Annotated in this window: 16 protein-coding genes; 5 read left to right on the top strand and 11 right to left on the bottom strand. The window is 63.1% G+C overall.

The window, feature by feature from the left end:
• The first annotated feature begins 9 nt into the window (after window positions 1-9).
• Window positions 10-366 carry a DUF6124 family protein gene (locus tag AB7M32_RS27305; protein WP_454251946.1) on the top strand — a complete coding sequence of 119 codons (357 nt, stop codon included), beginning with the start codon at window positions 10-12 and terminating at the stop codon, window positions 364-366.
• Window positions 367-693: 327 nt separating this feature from the next.
• On the opposite strand, the gene nagE is transcribed toward AB7M32_RS27305, so the two are convergent.
• The 7 genes from nagE to AB7M32_RS27270 all read right to left on the bottom strand — a co-directional run bounded on the left by nagE (window position 694) and on the right by AB7M32_RS27270 (window position 9,620).
• Window positions 694-2,409 (bottom strand): N-acetylglucosamine-specific PTS transporter subunit IIBC, encoded by a 1,716-nt coding sequence (gene nagE, locus AB7M32_RS27300; RefSeq protein WP_454251945.1) that lies wholly within the window; start codon window positions 2,407-2,409, stop codon window positions 694-696.
• Window positions 2,410-2,442: 33 nt separating this feature from the next.
• On the bottom strand, window positions 2,443-4,956 hold the full coding sequence (ptsP, locus tag AB7M32_RS27295) for a phosphoenolpyruvate--protein phosphotransferase (RefSeq protein WP_454251944.1): 2,514 nt from the start codon (window positions 4,954-4,956) through the stop codon (window positions 2,443-2,445).
• Window positions 4,957-4,997: 41 nt separating this feature from the next.
• Window positions 4,998-6,020 (bottom strand): SIS domain-containing protein, encoded by a 1,023-nt coding sequence (locus AB7M32_RS27290; RefSeq protein ID WP_454251943.1) that lies wholly within the window; start codon window positions 6,018-6,020, stop codon window positions 4,998-5,000.
• Entirely contained in the window at window positions 6,001-7,107 is a 1,107-nt protein-coding gene (gene nagA, locus AB7M32_RS27285) for an N-acetylglucosamine-6-phosphate deacetylase (protein ID WP_454251942.1), read from the bottom strand. The genes AB7M32_RS27290 and nagA overlap by 20 nt, the downstream gene beginning before the upstream one ends.
• Window positions 7,108-7,124: 17 nt before the next feature.
• Window positions 7,125-7,856 (bottom strand): GntR family transcriptional regulator, encoded by a 732-nt coding sequence (locus AB7M32_RS27280; RefSeq protein WP_454251941.1) that lies wholly within the window; start codon window positions 7,854-7,856, stop codon window positions 7,125-7,127.
• 665 nt (window positions 7,857-8,521) lie between these two features.
• Window positions 8,522-9,028 carry a L,D-transpeptidase family protein gene (locus AB7M32_RS27275; RefSeq protein ID WP_072409000.1) on the bottom strand — a complete coding sequence of 169 codons (507 nt, stop codon included), beginning with the start codon at window positions 9,026-9,028 and terminating at the stop codon, window positions 8,522-8,524.
• A gap of 40 nt (window positions 9,029-9,068) precedes the next feature.
• Window positions 9,069-9,620, bottom strand: a complete 552-nt coding sequence (locus tag AB7M32_RS27270; protein WP_053186956.1) for an NUDIX hydrolase — start codon at window positions 9,618-9,620, stop codon at window positions 9,069-9,071.
• A 146-nt stretch (window positions 9,621-9,766) separates the two neighbouring features.
• Here AB7M32_RS27270 and AB7M32_RS27265 point away from each other — a divergent pair, with 146 nt between their 5' ends.
• Genes AB7M32_RS27265 through AB7M32_RS27255 form a run of 3 tightly spaced genes read left to right on the top strand, consistent with a single transcriptional unit; the run spans window position 9,767 to window position 11,113 of the window.
• Window positions 9,767-10,366, top strand: a complete 600-nt coding sequence (locus AB7M32_RS27265; protein ID WP_072409002.1) for a CoA pyrophosphatase — start codon at window positions 9,767-9,769, stop codon at window positions 10,364-10,366.
• A gap of 16 nt (window positions 10,367-10,382) precedes the next feature.
• The gene (locus AB7M32_RS27260; protein WP_454251940.1) at window positions 10,383-10,907 is read left to right on the top strand and encodes a gamma carbonic anhydrase family protein; all 525 of its coding nucleotides are present in this window, start codon (window positions 10,383-10,385) and stop codon (window positions 10,905-10,907) included.
• Complete coding sequence (locus AB7M32_RS27255; protein WP_454251939.1) at window positions 10,904-11,113, top strand: DUF1289 domain-containing protein; 210 nt, start codon at window positions 10,904-10,906, stop codon at window positions 11,111-11,113. The genes AB7M32_RS27260 and AB7M32_RS27255 overlap by 4 nt, the downstream gene beginning before the upstream one ends.
• A gap of 118 nt (window positions 11,114-11,231) precedes the next feature.
• Here AB7M32_RS27255 and AB7M32_RS27250 read toward each other — a convergent pair whose 3' ends face one another.
• On the bottom strand, window positions 11,232-11,894 hold the full coding sequence (locus AB7M32_RS27250; RefSeq protein ID WP_454251938.1) for a Pr6Pr family membrane protein: 663 nt from the start codon (window positions 11,892-11,894) through the stop codon (window positions 11,232-11,234).
• Window positions 11,895-11,900: 6 nt separating this feature from the next.
• Window positions 11,901-12,131, bottom strand: coding sequence for a VF530 family protein (locus AB7M32_RS27245; RefSeq protein WP_003205228.1), 231 nt, complete (start codon window positions 12,129-12,131; stop codon window positions 11,901-11,903).
• A gap of 496 nt (window positions 12,132-12,627) precedes the next feature.
• Between AB7M32_RS27245 and AB7M32_RS27240 the strand changes: the two genes are divergently transcribed.
• Window positions 12,628-15,042 carry a glucose/quinate/shikimate family membrane-bound PQQ-dependent dehydrogenase gene (locus tag AB7M32_RS27240; protein WP_454251937.1) on the top strand — a complete coding sequence of 805 codons (2,415 nt, stop codon included), beginning with the start codon at window positions 12,628-12,630 and terminating at the stop codon, window positions 15,040-15,042.
• Between the two features lie 267 nt (window positions 15,043-15,309).
• On the opposite strand, the gene purT is transcribed toward AB7M32_RS27240, so the two are convergent.
• Both purT and AB7M32_RS27230 read right to left on the bottom strand, forming a co-directional pair.
• Window positions 15,310-16,491, bottom strand: coding sequence for a formate-dependent phosphoribosylglycinamide formyltransferase (gene purT, locus AB7M32_RS27235; RefSeq protein ID WP_454251936.1), 1,182 nt, complete (start codon window positions 16,489-16,491; stop codon window positions 15,310-15,312).
• A 100-nt stretch (window positions 16,492-16,591) separates the two neighbouring features.
• Entirely contained in the window at window positions 16,592-17,059 is a 468-nt protein-coding gene (locus AB7M32_RS27230) for a preQ0 transporter (protein ID WP_454251935.1), read from the bottom strand.
• Window positions 17,060-17,225: the final 166 nt, after the last annotated feature.

Raw genomic sequence — 17,225 nt, 5'->3', positions numbered from 1 at the left:
AGTTTTCCTTTGAAAGATGATTCGGACGTTCGCAAGCCCATATCCACCTTCCCCTACGGCGACTACGCCCCCGAAAAGCTGCAAGAAGCCGCTGACCGTGCGCTGGACCATTACCTCAAACCCGAGGGAGACCCGTCAGAACCCAAGCCCTCCCCACAGTTGTTCACCGTGAGCGATGCTGTCGATACCGAAGTCCTCCTGGCCAACCTCAGCGAAACCCTGGCTTCGGCCAATGCGATGATCAGCGACCTGGCTTTTGATATGGATGGCTCTCGGCGGCATGTGTTGTTGGGGGTGGTTCAGATAATTGAGCTGGGGACACTCCTGGCGGACAAGGCTTTGGATCGGGTAGAGCTTCGGACTTGATGCAACAAGTGCCGGCCTCATCGCGAGCAAGCTCGCTTCCACAAGAGGCAGGTGTCGATCACAGGTTTTGTGAACAACATCCAGCCACTGTGGGAGCGAGCTTGCTCGCGATGAGTCGAAAGACGAATACAAAAATCCCGGCAGAACACTGGCCCCGTGGCGAGGGAGCTTGCTCCCGCTGGGGCCGTAGGAGCTGCCGGAGGCTGCGATCTTTTGATTTTGATCTTTCGCTTGGGATTCAAGTGTCTGGGGAAAGATCGCAGCCTCGTTGCACTCGACAGCTCCTACACAGCGCCTACAACGCAGTCCAGTGGGAGGACGGTGGTGCTAGGCCCCGGCATCGACCTTGCGGCCATGCGTCAGGCCATCCAACGCCTGCCATAACTTCGGTGCCTTTTCCCCCAGCAGTAAGTGCCAGACACCGCCCTCCAACGAGCTCATACCCTGACACCCCAACCCTTTGAGCCGGCTTTCCGACAAGCCCTTGTCATCGGCCAGCCGCACCCGTAGCCGGCTCGTCGCCACGCACTCGAGTTGCAGGACATTGTCCTGGCCTCCGAGGGCGTCCAGCCATTGTTGCGCTTCGGTGCTGGAAAGGGCGGCAGGTGTGGTCGGTGCAGGGACATTCGGCACCGGCGCGGTGACCGGGCGAAGGGAGGAGGGCATCGCCAGGCGGATTTCATCGGCAATGCTGTCGGCCATCGGCCCCACCACCACCTGCAGGCTCCCGCCGTTACCGGGGCGTACCACGGCCATGGCGCCGAGGGCCTTGAGCTGGGCGTCGGACGCCTTGTTGCGATCCACCATGTCCAACCGCAAGCGTGTGGTGCAGGCACCGATGGTGATCAGGTTGTCGGCGCCGCCCAATGCCTGGATGTAGGCCGCGGCCCGCTGGTTTTCGGCGATGGCCGGTTTGTCGCCTGCCGGCACCTCTTCACGCCCCGGGGTTTTCAGGTCGAAGCGGCGGATGCAGAAGTCGAACACCAGGTAATAGATTGCCGCGTAGGCCAGGCCCACCGGGATGACCAACCAGCCGTTGGTGGATTTGCCCCAGCCCAGGACCATGTCGATGAAGCCGCCGGAGAAGGTAAAGCCCAGGTGAATGTCCAGCAGATTGGTCACTGCCATCGATACACCGGTCAGCAGCGCATGGGCCAGGAACAACAGGGGCGCGAGGAACATGAAGGCGAACTCGATCGGCTCGGTGACACCGGTCAGAAACGAGGTCAGCGCCATGGACAGCAGGATCCCACCCATGACCTTGCGCCGCTGGGGCAAGGCATTGCGGTACATCGCCAGGCACGCCGCGGGCAGGCCGAAGAGCATCACCGGGAACATGCCGGTCATGAATTGGCCGCCCTTGGGGTCGCCGGCGAAATAACGGCTCAGGTCACCGGTCACCACCGCACCGGTGGCGGGGTCGGTGAAACTGCCGAAGATGAACCAGGCCATGTTATTGAGGATGTGGTGCAGGCCAGTAACGATCAGCAATCGATTGAACACCCCGAACACGAAGGCGCCGAAACTGCCGCTTTCCATCAGCAAGGCGCCGAAACCGTTGATACCCTGCTGGATCGGCGGCCAGATAAGGCCGAACACCACGCCCAGCCCGACGGCGCTGAAACCGGTGACAATCGGCACGAAGCGCCGGCCACCAAAGAACGCCAGGTATTCCGGCAGCTTGATGTCCTTGAAGCGGTTATACAGCGCCCCCGCCAGCAGGCCGCTGATGATCCCGGCGAGCATGCCCATGTTGATGCTGGCATCGAGCACCTTCAGGGTGGCGATCATCACCAGGTAGCCGATGGCCCCGGCCAACCCCGCCGTACCGTTGTTGTCCCGGGCGAAGCCCACGGCGATGCCGATGGCGAAGATCATCGCCAGGTTGGCGAAAATCGCCTGGCCGGCGTCGTGGATGATGGCGATGTTCAACAGGTCGGTGTCGCCCAGGCGCAGCAACAGGCCGGCGATGGGCAGGATCGCGATGGGCAGCATCAGTGCCCGGCCGAGGCGTTGCAGCCCTTCGATGAAATGCTGGTACATGGCGTCTCTCCCTTTATTGTTCTTCGACGTGGCTCAGCCCAGGGGCCAGTGTTGATGGCAGGCACGGCGTACCGCGAGTGCGCTGCCCAGGTTCAGCAGTTCGCTGCTCAAGCGAGCGCACTGCGCGGCGTCGAGGTGGCGCACGCGGTCCTTGATTTCGCCGATCTGCGGCGGGCTGACCGACAGTTCGCGTACACCCAGGCCGATCAGTACGGGCGTGGCCAACGGGTCCGAGGCCAGGGCCCCGCACACGCCGACCCAACGCCCATGCTTGGCGGCACCGGCACAGGTCTGGGCGATCAGCCGCAGCAGCGCCGGATGCAGGGCATCGACCCGGGCGGCGAGGCCGGCGTGGTCGCGGTCCATGGCCAGGGTGTATTGCGACAGGTCATTGGTGCCAATGGAGAGGAAATCCGCATGTTCGGCCAATTGCTCGGCCAGCAACGCGGCGGCCGGCACTTCGATCATCACCCCCAGTTGCGGGCGTTCGCCCACGCCCAGTTCGGTGCCAAGGGCATCGAGGCGTTGGCGGATGTGCAGCAGTTCGTCGACTTCGGTGACCATGGGCAACAGGATCCGGCAGCGGTCCAGCGGACGGGTTTGCAGCAAGGCGCGCAGTTGCTGGTCGAGCAGATCCGGTCGCACCTGGGCCAGGCGAATGCCCCGCAGGCCCAGTACCGGGTTGGCTTCGCTGGGCAGTGGTAGGTAGTCCAGTTGCTTGTCGCCGCCCACGTCGATGGTGCGAATGATCACCGGCCTGTCGCCCATGGCATCGAGTACGGCTTGATAGGCCTGGCGCTGCTCTTCTTCGTCGGGGGCGGTGTGGCGGTCGACGAAGAGAAATTCGGTGCGCAACAAGCCAACGCCATCGGCACCGTTGGCCAAGCCTGCGCCGGCTTCGGCGCTGGAGGCCACGTTAGCGGCGACTTCCACCTCCACGCCATCGACGGTTCGCGCCGGCGTGTGGGCGAGGGTCTGTTGTTGGGCGCGCAGGGCCGTGCGTCGGCTCTGTGCTTGCTGCACCTGCGCCAGGCGCTCGGCGGTTGGCATGAGTTCGAGGCGGCCACCGTCTGCGTCCAGCACCACTGATTGCCCTGGCGCCTGTGCAAGCAGTGCTTCGCCCAGCGCCACCAGGCACGGCAGGCCTTTGCCCCGGGCCAGGATCGCCACATGGGACGTCGCGCCGCCCTCGACCATGCACACGCCGGCCACGCCTTGGGCGCTGAGTTGCAGCAGGTCCGACGGGGTCAGTTCCTGGGCGGCGACGATGGCGCCCGCCGCGACGTCGAATTGCCAGGCTCCACCGAGTAACGCCCGCAGGACCCGTTGGCGCAAGTCACGCAAGTCGTTGGCGCGCTCGGCCAGCAGCGTGCTGCCCAGTTGTTGCAGGACCTGGCATTGAGCGTCGATGGAACGGCTCCAGGCCTGGGGCGCGGCACTGCCTTGTTCGATGAAGAGGCCGGCGGCATCCAGCAGTACCGGGTCTTCCAGCAGCGCCAGGTGGGCACTGAAGATCGCCTCTTCATCGCGGTGCTGCCTGGCCCGGGCGTGCTCCAGCGTGAGGTGGATCTCGCCACGGACCTGGGCCAGGGCTTCATTCAGGCGTTGTCGCTGGTCTTCGATGGCATGGCCGCCGGTGTCTTGCGGCAATTGAATGCCATTCAACCGAACCAGCGGCCCAGTCACCAGGCCGGGCGCGGCACATACGCCGTGCAACACGCCCGCTTCGGCATTAGCCCGTGGTGGTTCGGGCGGCGGCGCGCTGGCATGGGCGTCTTCCACCAGGGCAGTGGATAAGGTCGCCAGCAAGGCTTGCAGCGCCGCCTCGGCATCGCTGCCCCGGCAACTGACGTGCACGTGCGCCTGTTCGGTGATGGCCAGCCCCATCATGCCCATGACGCTGTCGCAGGAGGCCGACTTGCCACCGAAATGCAGCTGCGAGCGGCTCTTGAAGCCTTGCGCGGTCTGGCGCACCAGGGCTGCCGGGCGGGCGTGAAGACCGCCGCGATGGGCGATGCGGACCTGGCCGAACACTTCAATGCCACAATCCTGTTCGTGATGTTCCGCCTGACCGCCGGTCTTGGCGAGGATGTGCAACAGCGGGTCGCCGACCTTCACCCCTTTGAGCGTGATGGGACGTGCCTGGAAATGCTCGCCGTTGGTGATGACCAGCAGGCTGACCAGGCTCTTGCAGCGCAGCGCCACTTTATCCACGTCATAACGCAGCAACGGCTGGCCATGGCTCACCCGTGCACCTTCCTTGACCAGCATGGAAAACCCGTCGCCTTGCAGCTCGACCGTATCCAGACCCAGGTGCAGCAGCAGTTCGGCGCCATTGTCGGCCCGCAGGGTCACGGCGTGGCCGGTGCGGGCGACGTGGATCACTTCACCGTCGCAAGGCGCATAGAGGGTGTCGTTCAGCGGGTCGATGGCGATCCCATCGCCCATGGCGCCGCTGGCGAACACCGCGTCCGGGACATTGGCGAGGGTGAGCACCGGGCCGCTGAGGGGGGCGCTGAGGATCAGCTCTTTATTGTTGTTGGGCATGGGCTCGCTCTCTTCAGGCTCTTGTTTGAAAAGCAGTCGGATCAGTGTGTACGGGTGACCTTGCTCAGGTGCCGTGGCTGGTCCGGGTCCAGGCCTCGGGCCACGGCCAGGCTCGCGGCCATCGCGTAGAAGCTCTGGATCGCCAGGATCGGGTCCAGGGCCGGGTGTTCGGCGCGGCTCAAGGTCAGGTCGCGTTCGACAATGTCATCAGGTGCCGCCAGCAGGACCCGGGCACCGCGCTGGCGCATGTCCGCGGCCAGGCTCAACACGCCGGCCTGTTCGGCACCGCGCGGGGCGAACACCAGCAGCGGGTAGTCATGATCGATCAGCGCCATGGGCCCATGACGAACTTCGGCACTGCTGAAGGCTTCGGCCTGGATCGCCGAGGTTTCCTTGAACTTGAGCGCCGCTTCCTGGGCGATGGCGAACCCGGCGCCCCGGCCGATCACCATCAACCGCTGACAGTCGCGCAGGGCGTCGACAGCGCTGTGCCAGTCCTGGCGGGCGGCCTCGCGCAGGCCCTCGGGCAGGGCGCCGCCGGCTTCGAGCAACTCGGCGTCAGCTTTCCAGTGGGCCACCAGTCGCGCACTGGCGCTGAGGGTGGCAATGAAGCTCTTGGTCGCGGCGACGCTGCTCTCGACGCCGGCACACAGCGGCACGCTGAATTCACAGGCGGCTTCCAGAGGCGAGTCGGTGGCGTTGACCAGGGCCACGCTCAAGGCGCCACGCTTGCGCAACAAGCGCAGGCTGTTCACCAGGTCCGGGCTCTGTCCCGACTGGGAAAACCCGAACGCCACCTGGCCGCTGACCTTCAGCGGCGCCTGTTGCATGGTCACCACCGACATCGGCAGCGAGGCCACCGGGATGCCCAGCTGCTGCATGGCCAGGTAAGCGAAATAGCTGGCGGCGTGATCGGAGCTGCCGCGGGCGACGGTCATTGCCACTTGCGGTGGCTGGCGGCGCAGGCGTCCGGCGATTTCCTCGAGGACCGGGTCCAGTCGCTGCAACTGGCGCTCGACCGCTTCATGGGAGGCCAGGGCCTCTTCAAGCATTTTGGAAGTCAATGGCTTCTCCTTCGACCATCACGTCGGTCAGGGTCAGGGAACGGTCAAGGCGTACGCAGTCGGCCCAGGCGCCGGGCTGCAGGCGACCGCGCTCGGGCAGGCCGAGGTAGTCGGCGGGAAACTGGGACAGGCGCTGGGAGGCTTCGGCGATGGGTAGGCCGATTTTCACCAGGTTGCGCAGGGCCTGGTCCATGGTCAGGGTGCTGCCGGCCAGGGTGCCATCGGCCAGGCGCACCCCGCCCAGGCACTTGGTCACGGTGTGGCTGCCCAGCTTGTATTCGCCGTCGGGCATGCCGGCGGCGGCGGTGGAGTCGGTGACGCAGTACAGGCATGGGATCGCCCGCAGGGCCACGCGCATGGCGCCGGGATGCACGTGGAGCAAGTCGGGGATCAGCTCGGCATATTGCGCATGGGCCAGGGCCGCGCCGACGATCCCCGGTTCGCGGTGATGCAACGGGCTCATGGCGTTGTACAAATGGGTGAAACTGCTGGCCCCGGCGGCCAACGCCGCGACGCCTTCTTCGTAGCTGCCCAAGGTATGGCCGATCTGCATGCGCACGCCCCGGGCGCTGAGGGCGCGGATCAAGGCATCGTGACCGGCGATTTCCGGGGCGATGGTAATCACTCGGATCGGCGCCAGGGCCAGGTAGCTCTCCACCTCGGCCAGCAGCGCGGTGTGGGCGAAATTCGGTTGCGCGCCCAGTTTTCCAGGGTTGATGTAAGGGCCTTCCAAGTGCACGCCCAAGACCCGGGCGCTGCCGTTCGGACGCCGCTCACAGAACTCGCCGAGGGCCTGCAGCACGCTGGCGATCTCTTCGCTGGGCGCAGTCATGGTCGTGGCCAGCAGCGCGGTGGTACCGAAACGCACGTGGGTGCGGGCGATGGTCTCGAACGCCGAGGCGCCTTGCATGATGTCCTTGCCGCCACCGCCGTGAACGTGCAGGTCGATGAAACCGGGCAGCAGGTAGGGCAGGTCATTGCTGGCCGGATCGCAGGGCTGGCCTTCGATGGACACGACTTTGCCGTGCGCATGGATCAGGCGGCCGCGAACCCAGCCGTCACAGGTGAGGATGTTGTCTTCGGACATGGGAATTCTCTGGTCGTCTAGCGCCGCAGTTCTGCGACAAAGTCGTAGTAGTCGTTGCGGCAATAGGTGTCGGTGACTTCGATGGGGGTGTTGTCTTCCAGGTAGCCGACCCGGGTCATCAGCAACATCGCGGTGCCGGGGGCGATGCCCACCAGGGCGGCGAATTCGTCCGAGGCATTGATGGCCTGGATGTGTTGCAAGGCGCGCACCACCGGCTTGCCGATGCCGTCGAGAAATGCGTAGAGGGAATCGCCCACGGCCTGTGGCTTCGGAATGATCGAGGCGGGCAGGGTGCTCATCTCGATGGCCATGACCGTGTCATCGGCTTTGCGCAAGCGCTTGAGCCGCGCGACCTTGTCGGTGGGCGACAGGCCCAGGCGGATCAGCTCTTCGTGGGTGGGCGGGGTGATGTCCCGCTCCAGCCATTGGGAACCGGGCACAAACCCCTTGAGCCGCAGCATCTCGCTGAAGCCGCTCAGGCGTGACAGCGGCTGTTCCAGGCGCGGGGTAATGAACGTTCCCGAACCCTGGTTGCGGCGGATCAAGCCTTGTTCGAACAGCACTTCCAAAGCCTTGCGGGCGGTGACTCGGGAAATGCCCAGTTGCTCGCTCAAGCTGCGCTCGGACGGCATCGCCTGCTCGGCTTTCCACTGGCCAGCATGAATCGCCGTCTCCAGGTTACGCGCCAATTGCAGGTACAGCGGCGTGGGTTGGGTGTCGTCAGGGCGCAGGGTCAGGATGTCATTCATATCGGTGTCCGATGCGGTTATTGAGTTGTTGTCGCTCGGTAAGTGGGGTGGAAGCTAATACCACTTGAATACCATGTCAACGTCGCTTTCCTGGGTTCCAGAGGCATTGTTAGAAGGTTTTATCGGGGTGGGATTGAAGTGGTATTAGGGGGATGGGATTCGAACGCAAAGATCTTCAGCTGCGACAACGCCTACCGGATGAACTGGTATTCATCTGTAGGCAATTTCTGAAGATGGGATTTTTTGATTTTATTTTTCGATGCTGACGGGCGGTCGTCCGAGGCTACGCAGATGATTGAGTTGGGGGTTTTGGTAGCGAAAGGCCTTGGACCGGGTAGAGCTTCGGCCTTGATGCAATAAGTGCCGGCCTCATCGCGAGCAAGCTCGCTCCCACGGGGGCAGGTGTCGATCCCAGGTTTATGTGCAACACAAAACTACTGTGGGAGCGAGCTTGCTCGCGATGAGGCCAGATCAGGCAACGAAGATTTGATGCTGGGTCAGAGAGCTTTTGTGGCGAGGGAGCTTGCTCCCGCTAGGGCGCGAAGCGGCCTCAAAACCTGACAACCCGGTGTGTCAGGCAAATTGAGTTGTCTGCTTTTGGGGCTGCTTCGCAGCCCAGCGGGGATAAATCCCCTCGCCACAGATAAATCCCCTCACCACAAGGGCTACGGACGAATTTCGATCATCGTGCCATCCGGCACCAGATTCCAGACTTCGCGCATGTCCACATTGCGCATGGCGATGCAGCCATCGGTCCAGTCCAGCGTATGGAACAGCTGTTCAGGGTTTTCTTCCGAATCAGGCGTGCCGTGGATCATGATCATGCCTCCCGGTTCCACGCCTTCGCGCCGGGCGCGGGCGGCGTCGCTGATGTTGGGGTAGGAAATGTGCATCGACAGGTAGAACCGGTCACTGGTCTTGCGCCAGTCGATCCAGTAGAAACCCTCGGGGGTGCGCTTGTCGCCCTCGATCAGCTTGGGGCCTTTCTTGGCGCCCTTGCCCAGGGAAATGCGATAGGTCTTGAGTGGCTTGCCGTCGTTGATCAATTGCAATTGATGGGCGGACTTGAGCACCAGCACTTTTTCGATGACCTTGCCGTTGTAGGTTCCCACCGCGGCGGCCTGGGACACAGCGGTGAACGACAAGCAGAACAGGACAAGCAACCAGCGCATTGAAACGATATCCCTAGAGGTGTTTCGACTGTATGGGTTTTCAGGTGTTGGCCGGCTGAGCCAGCGGCGGGATCGATTCGGATCGCACCGGGTAATCCTCGGCCCGGCGGTCGGCATAGAAATACTCCAGGGTGCGGCCCACCGTACGGAAAGCCAGCTCGTCCCAGGGAATGTCTGCTTCTTCGAACAACTTCACTTCCAGGCTCTCGGGCCCGGCGGCGAAATCCTCGTCCACCAGTTCGGCGCGGAAGAATACATGTACCTGGCTGATATGCGGTACGTCAATCAGCGTATAGATGCTCAAGTTTCGCACCCGGGCGCAAGCTTCTTCGGCGGTTTCCCGTACGGCGGCCTGTTCGATGGTCTCGCCGTTCTCCATGAAACCTGCCGGAAGGGTCCAGTAACCGCGCCGCGGCTCGATGGCACGCCGGCACAACAGGACTTTGCTACCCCAAGTCGGTACGCAACCGGCCACGATGTTGGGGTTCTGGTAATGGATGGCGTGGCAGGTGTCGCAGACAAAGCGCAGGCGCGAGTCGCCTTCGGGTATGCGCTGGGTCACCGGGTTACCGCACTGGCTGCAGAATTTCATGCTTGGGTTCCTGAATGCTGCGCCTATCTTGGCGTGCGCGGGCAGGTGTCGGCAAGTTGTCGTTTCGCGACACGACGCGGTGCGGGGGTTGGGCCGCTTGAATGATTGGTGCATGATGCAAGGTAGCGAATAAATCGAGAAGTCTCATGCTGGACGAGCTACTGCATCGAGTAAGCAACCACACCCCACGCGACCTGCAGGCCGACCGACGTTTCCCTGAAGCCGCGGTACTGGTGCCGATCACCCGCAGTGACGAACCGGAACTGGTACTGACCCTGCGCGCTAGCGGGCTATCGACCCATGGCGGCGAAGTGGCGTTTCCCGGCGGGCGTCGCGACCCGGAAGACCCGGATCTGATCTTCACCGCCCTGCGCGAAGCCGAGGAGGAAATAGGCCTGCCCCCTGGCCTGGTGGAAGTGATCGGCCCCCTCAGCCCGTTGATCTCGCTGCATGGCATCAAGGTCACGCCGTATGTCGGGGTGATTCCGGACTACGTCGAATACCAGGCCAACGATGCCGAGATCGCGGCGGTATTCAGCGTGCCGCTGGAGTTTTTCCGCAAGGATCCACGCGAGCACACGCACCGGATCGATTACCAGGGCCGCAGTTGGTATGTGCCCAGCTATCGGTTTGGCGAGTACAAGATCTGGGGGCTGACGGCGATCATGATCGTCGAACTGGTCAACCTGCTGTACGACGCCGAGATCGACTTGCACACCCCGCCAAAGAGTTTCATCAATACCTGATGCCCCGAGGATTCCCATGAAATACCGCCTGGGCGATGCCCGTGTCGACACCCACCCACAGAGCTGGGTCGCACCCAACGCCACGCTGGTGGGCAAGGTCCGCCTCGAGGAGGGCGCCAATGTCTGGTTCAACGCCGTGCTGCGCGGCGACAACGAGCTGATCCTGATCGGCAAGGACAGCAATGTGCAGGACGGCACGGTGATGCACACCGACATGGGTTATCCACTGACCATCGGCACCGGCGTGACCATCGGCCACAACGCCATGCTCCATGGCTGTACGGTGGGCGACTACAGCCTCATCGGCATCAACGCAGTGATCCTCAACGGCGCGAAGATCGGCAAGCACTGCATCATCGGCGCCAACGCGCTGATTGGCGAAAACAAGGAAATTCCCGACGGCTCGCTGGTGATGGGCTCGCCCGGCAAGGTGGTGCGTGAATTGACCGAAGCCCAGAAGAATATGCTCGTGGCCAGCGCGGCGCACTATGTGCACAATTCCCAGCGCTATGCCCGCGACCTGGCCGAGCAGGAACCATGAGCGCCCCTGAGCGCCCGGTGCCTTCGCCCTGCGTGAACATCTGCGCGCTGGACGATGACGATATCTGCACCGGCTGCCAGCGCACTGTGGCGGAAATCACCCGGTGGAGCCGGATGGACAACGACGAACGGCGCGAGGTCTTGGCGTTGTGCCATGAACGGGCCAAGGCCAGTGGGTTGGTGTGGATGTTGCCGGCCAGGCGGTGATGTCGGAGATGGAACACAACCCCTTGTGGGAGCGAGCTTGCTCGCGATAGCGGTGGTCAGCGCGAGGCACTGTTGAATGTGCCTCCGCCATCGCGAGCAAGCTCGCTCCCACAGGGGATCATGGTGTTTCCTTGAGTCCTATCCACCGATCCAACCCCACCACCCCCAACGCAATCCCGACGAATCCCGCCAGTATCCCTCCGGCATTGATGAACACCTGTGGATAACCCAGGCTCGCCACGTCGATGAAAGGGTAGGGGTAGGCCGCCAGTAAATCCCCCCGCAGCAGGAGATAGGCGAAATAGACCAAGGGGTAAATCATCCACAGCCCGATGTGGCCCAGGCGCAAGCGGCCTTTGGGCACCCACCGCCACCAATAGGCGATGTAGAGCAAGGGCACCACGTCATGCAGTAATTCGTCGGCCACGAACTGCCAGCCTTCGGGTTGCCAGAGGTGGCGCAGAAGCAGGTTGTAGGCCAGGCTGACCAGGGCGATGCTCACGGCGACGCCGCTGCGTACGCTGGGCTGCAGGAACCAGCGGCGGGCCGGGGCTGGGCGAGGGGTCAGCTCCCAGGTCAGGACCACCGCCACCCACAGGTTGGTCAGCACCGTGAAGAAACTGAAGAAACTCACCAACCCGCCCAGCAGGCTCGCCCCCAGTTCCCAGCGCCCCAGCAGGATCAGATACAGCTGGATGCTCAACCCCGCCCAGGCCAGCAGCGCCGTTACCGAAACGAAGCGCTGGCGCAGGGTGAGGCCAGTACCTCTATCAATCCCCACGACGGCTCAGACCGGCCGTTTGGTGCGCATCAACTTGATGTACAGGCGTTCGACTTTTTCTCGCGCCCAAGGGGTCTTGCGCAAGAAGGTCAGGCTCGACTTGATGCTCGGGTCGCTTTTGAAGCAGCGGATATCGATGCGTTCAGCCAGGCCCGACCATTCGTAGTGCTGCACCAGGGCGTTGAGGATCTGCTCCAGCGTCACGCCGTGCAGCGGGTTGTTGTTGGGTTCGGTCATGGGAGGTCTTCGCGCAAAAAAGGGTAAAGCCGCGCACCTTAGCCGAGGTGCTCTTGTGGTGGAAGCATAGCGTTCATCGTGAGGCTCCAGCGCCAGGCGTACTGTTACCAAATCCGAGATGATCCATGTCAACAAAAGCCCTTTCTCAATCTGTAACAGGACATTATCCTTGCGCCGTTTGCTGAAACGCTTCTTTTGTTATGCCCAAGCCTCTGCGTCCAGCTCATTCCTGCTGAAAGAAGTGATGAATGCCCAATGTCCTGATCCTGAAAGACAGCGCTGTCTTGGTGAATTCCTGTGGGAGCGAGCTTGCTCGCGATAACGATTGCACATCCAACATTGAAGCCGACTGACACGCCGCCATCGCGAGCAAGCTCGCTCCCACAGGGATCGCGGCAGCCAATTTGCTTTTTCAACTGAACCATGCCCCTTCAAGATCGTCATCTACAGTGACTACTTGCGCGGGCCTCCTTAAAACATCACGGAGAATCACACTATGAGCACTGAGGGTGCTTTGAGTCGAAGCCGTCTGCTTCCGAGCCTGCTCGGCATTCTGCTTCTATTGATGGGCTTGGCCCTGCTGGCCGGGGGAGTCAAGCTGAGCACGCTTGGCGGCTCGTGGTATTACCTGCTGGCCGGTATTGGCCTGACGCTGACCGGCGTGCTGCTGATCATGGCCCGCCGCGCGGCCCTGGGCTTGTACGCACTGGTGCTGTTCGCCAGCACCGTGTGGGCGCTGTGGGAAGTCGGGCTGGACTGGTGGCAACTGGTGCCGCGCCTGGCGATGCTGTTTGCTCTGGGCATCGTCATGTTGCTGCCGTGGTTCCGTCGCCCGCTGTTGACCGCCGATGCCTCGGCCATGGGCACCCGTGCATTGGGCGCCGCCGTGGTCATCGCCGGTATCGCCGCGCTCGCCAGCCAGTTCACCAACCCGGGTGAGATCAAGGGCCAACTGGACCGCGACAGCGTGCCAGGCATGACCAACACCGCACCGGGCATGCCGGACGGCGACTGGAACTCCTACGGGCGCAGCGCCCACGGCGACCGCTATTCGCCGCTGGCGCAGATCACCCCCGAGAACGTCAGCAAGCTGAAAGAAGCCTGGACCTACCGCACCGGCGACCTGCCAGGGCCGAACGACCCGGGTGAAACCACCGCCGAAAACACCCCGCTGAAGGTCAACGGCATGCTTTATGTGTGCACGCCTCACAGCCAGGTGATTGCCCTGGAGCCTGAAACCGGCAAGGAAATCTGGCGTTTCGATCCGAAGCTTTCCACGCAAAAAGCGGAAAACTTCAAGGGTTGGGCCCACATGACCTGCCGTGGCGTGACCTACCACGATGACGCGGTGTACGCCTCCGCCGAACAGAGCCCCACCGGCACCGCCAGCACCACACCGCCCAGCACCGTCTGCCCGCGGCGGATCTTCCTGCCGACCGCCGATACCCGCCTGATCGCCCTCAACGCCGACACCGGCAAGATGTGCGAAGACTTCGGCGACAAGGGCCAGGTCGACCTGAGCGCCAACATCGGCGGCTTCACGGCCGGCGGTTACTACTCCACCTCGCCACCGGCGGTCACCCAGAACCTGGTGGTGATCGGCGGCCACGTCACCGACAACGTCTCCACCGACGAACCAAGCGGTGTGATCCGTGCCTACGACGTGCACACCGGCAAGCTGGTATGGAACTGGGACAGCGGCAACCCGGACGACACCACGCCGATTGCCGAAGGCCAGACCTACACCCGCAACTCGCCGAACATGTGGTCCATGTTCAGCGTCGATGAAAAACTCGGCATGCTTTACCTGCCGATGGGCAACCAGACCCCCGACCAGTTCGGTGGCATGCGTACCCCGGAGTCGGAAAAGTACGCCGCCGGCCTGACCGCCCTGAACATCGCCACCGGCAAGGTGCGCTGGTACTTCCAGTTCACCCACCATGACCTGTGGGACATGGACGTCGGCGGTCAACCGACCCTGATGGACATGAAGACCGCCGATGGCGTGAAACCCGCCGTCCTGGCGTCGACCAAGCAGGGCAGCATCTACGTGCTGGACCGCAGCAATGGTCAGCCGATCGTGCCGATCAAGGAAATCCCGGTGCCGCAAGGCGCGGTGGAGGGCGACCACACCTCGCCGACCCAACCGATGTCCGACCTGAACTTCGTGCCGCCGGTCCTCAAGGAACGCGACATGTGGGGCGTGACCCCGTTCGACCAGATGTTGTGCCGGATCGACTTCAAGTCGCTGCGTTATGACGGCATGTTCACCCCACCGTCGCTGCAAGGCTCGATCGTCTACCCGGGCAACTTCGGTGTATTCGACTGGGGCGGCATTTCGGTGGACCCGGTGCGCCAGATCGCTTTCGTCAACCCGAGCTACATGGCATTCAAGTCGAAGCTGGTGCCAGCGGCTGAAGTGGCCGGTGGTCCGGGTCGCAAGAGCGAAACCGAAGGCGTGCAGCCGAACAAGGGCGCGCCCTATGGCGTGATCCTCGAAGCGCTACTCTCGCCGATGGGCCTGCCTTGCCAGGCGCCTGCGTGGGGTTATGTCGCGGCGGTGGACCTGACCAACAACAAGACCCTGTGGAAACACAAGAACGGCACCGTGCGCGACAGCTCGCCAGTACCGATCCCGCTGAGCATGGGTGTTCCGAGCCTGGGTGGTACGTTCACCACTGGCAGCGGCCTGGCATTCCTCAGCGGTACGCTGGACCAGTACCTGCGTGCGTATGACGTGAAAAACGGCAAGCAGCTGTGGGAAGGCCGCCTGCCCGCCGGTGCCCAGACCACGCCGATGACCTACACCGGCAAGGACGGCAAGCAATACGTGCTGGTCGTCGCCGGCGGCCATGGCTCCCTGGGGACCAAGCAGGGTGATTATGTGATTGCCTACAAGCTGCCGGATTAAGTCCAACCGACGCTCATGAAAAAGGCGACACCTTGGCGGGTGTCGCCTTTTTTTGTGCCGATGTCAGTCAGGTTAGGCTGCACCCGGCTTTTGTGGCGAGGGGATTTATCCCCGCTGGGCTGCGCAGCAGCCCTAAAACCTGACAACTCGGTGGATCAGAAAGATTGAGGTGACTGCTTTGGGGGGCTGCTTCGCAGCCCATCGGGGATAAATCCCCTCGCCACAGATAAATCCCCTCACCACAGGGGGACTGTATCCCGCCCAGTTTTACAACTCGATCTTCACCGCCTGTGAAGCCCGGGTCGCCTTGGCACGGGCCGCTTCGATGGATTCGTCGCGGGCCAGGGCCACGCCCAGGCGGCGCTGGCCGTTGACTTCCGGTTTACCGAACAGGCGCAGGGCGGTGTCCGGTTCGCTCAGGGCGGCGCCGAGGTTGGCGAACGCGGTCTGGGTCGATTGGCCTTCCACCAGGATCACCGACGACGCCGACGGGCCGAACTGGCGGATCAGCGGGATCGGCAGGCCAAGGATGGCGCGGGCGTGCAGGGCGAACTGCGACAGGTCCTGGGAAATCAGCGTCACCAGGCCGGTGTCGTGGGGGCGTGGCGAGACTTCGCTGAACCACACCTGGTCACCCTTGATGAACAGCTCGACGCCAAACAGGCCACGACCACCCAGGGCCTCGGTCACGGCCTTGGCCACGCGCTCGGATTCAGCCAGGGCCGCCGGGCTCATGGCCTGGGGTTGCCAGGATTCCTGGTAGTCGCCTTTTTCCTGACGGTGGCCGACCGGTGCGCAGAAGGTGGTGCCGCCCACATGACGCACAGTGAGCAGGGTGATTTCATAGTCGAAATCGATAAAGCCTTCGATGATCACCCGGCCCTTGCCGGCGCGGCCACCTTCCTGGGCGTAGTCCCAGGCTTTCTGCACGTCATCGCTGCCGCGCAGCAGGCTCTGGCCCTTGCCCGAGGAGCTCATCACCGGCTTGACCACGCAGGGGAAGCCCAGGGTTTCCACGGCCTTGCGGTAGTCTTCGACGGTGTCGGCGAAGAAGTACGGCGAAGTCGGCAGGCCCAACTCTTCGGCGGCCAGGCGACGGATGCCTTCACGGTTCATGGTCAGCTGTGCGGCGCGAGCGGTGGGGATCACGGTGAAGCCTTCGGCTTCCAGTTCCACCAGGGTCGCAGTGGCGATGGCTTCGATTTCCGGCACGATGAAGTGCGGCTTCTCGGCCTCGATCACCGCACGCAGGGCGGCGCCGTCGAGCATGTTGATCACATGACTGCGGTGGGCCACTTGCATGGCCGGTGCGTTGGCGTAGCGATCCACGGCAATCACCTCGACGCCCAGGCGCTGCAGCTCGATTACCACTTCCTTGCCCAGCTCACCGCTGCCACACAACAAAACGCGGGTCGCGGTGGGCGACAATGGGGTTCCGATACGGGTCATCTGAAGGTCCTCAAACAGGAGCGGATCATCGGGGCGCGCGCCGGGCGAGCTTCCCATGGGGAGAAAGCGCGGCATTTTACATGAACCGCAGGGTTTGGCTTCAGGTGGCGACGGTTTGCTTGCGCAAACGCCAGGCCATGATCAGCCAGACGACCGTAACCCCGGCGAATTTCGAGGCCAGGGCGGTGATCACCACGCCTGGCGTCAGGGCATCGATCAGGCCGAAGAAAATGAAGGTGTCGAGGGGAATGCTCAGGGCCGAACTGATCCACAGCCGATCATGGAGCGGGCGCTTGGTGATCGTGAACACCAGCCAGTCGATGCACTCGGACACGGCGAATGCCGTGGCGCTGGCCAGGGCGATGGTCGGGTCCGAAGTGACGTAGGACAACACCAGCGCCGCCAGCATCGCCACGATGGCACCGTGGCCGAAGCGGGTCTGCACCATGTCCCGCAGGATGAACACCAGCCCACCCCAGGCCGACCAGATGATGTCCAGGTGCGGCGCGGCGGAAAACGCGAAGTTGATCAGCACGACGCTGGCGATGTAGGCGAGGAGGAAGAGCATGGGGCGGAGTCTCTGGTGGGATGTTGGTAAAGCGCTCAAGGACAACGATAGCCCTTATGGTAAGGGCCATTTATCTGTGGAGAGGTACTTATCTGTGGCGAGGGGATTTATCCCCGCTGGGCTGCGAAGCAGTCCCAAAACCAGACAACTCGGTGTATCAGATAAA

This window comes from Pseudomonas sp. R151218B TE3479 (assembly GCF_053629195.1).
The sequence above is the reverse complement of the archived record's forward strand: the minus strand, read 5'-3'. Positions and strand labels throughout refer to the sequence as shown.

Excerpts from the sequence above, each read along its gene's own strand:
- nagE (WP_454251945.1), bottom strand. The coding sequence starts at position 2,409 with ATGTACCAGCATTTCATCGAAGGGCTGCAACGCCTCGGCCGGGCACTG.
- ptsP (WP_454251944.1), bottom strand. The coding sequence starts at position 4,956 with ATGCCCAACAACAATAAAGAGCTGATCCTCAGCGCCCCCCTCAGCGGC.
- nagA (WP_454251942.1), bottom strand. The coding sequence starts at position 7,107 with ATGTCCGAAGACAACATCCTCACCTGTGACGGCTGGGTTCGCGGCCGC.
- AB7M32_RS27280 (WP_454251941.1), bottom strand. The coding sequence starts at position 7,856 with ATGAATGACATCCTGACCCTGCGCCCTGACGACACCCAACCCACGCCG.
- AB7M32_RS27275 (WP_072409000.1), bottom strand. The coding sequence starts at position 9,028 with ATGCGCTGGTTGCTTGTCCTGTTCTGCTTGTCGTTCACCGCTGTGTCC.
- AB7M32_RS27270 (WP_053186956.1), bottom strand. The coding sequence starts at position 9,620 with ATGAAATTCTGCAGCCAGTGCGGTAACCCGGTGACCCAGCGCATACCC.
- AB7M32_RS27265 (WP_072409002.1), top strand. The coding sequence starts at position 9,767 with ATGCTGGACGAGCTACTGCATCGAGTAAGCAACCACACCCCACGCGAC.
- AB7M32_RS27260 (WP_454251940.1), top strand. The coding sequence starts at position 10,383 with ATGAAATACCGCCTGGGCGATGCCCGTGTCGACACCCACCCACAGAGC.
- AB7M32_RS27255 (WP_454251939.1), top strand. The coding sequence starts at position 10,904 with ATGAGCGCCCCTGAGCGCCCGGTGCCTTCGCCCTGCGTGAACATCTGC.
- AB7M32_RS27245 (WP_003205228.1), bottom strand. The coding sequence starts at position 12,131 with ATGACCGAACCCAACAACAACCCGCTGCACGGCGTGACGCTGGAGCAG.
- AB7M32_RS27240 (WP_454251937.1), top strand. The coding sequence starts at position 12,628 with ATGAGCACTGAGGGTGCTTTGAGTCGAAGCCGTCTGCTTCCGAGCCTG.
- purT (WP_454251936.1), bottom strand. The coding sequence starts at position 16,491 with ATGACCCGTATCGGAACCCCATTGTCGCCCACCGCGACCCGCGTTTTG.
- AB7M32_RS27230 (WP_454251935.1), bottom strand. The coding sequence starts at position 17,059 with ATGCTCTTCCTCCTCGCCTACATCGCCAGCGTCGTGCTGATCAACTTC.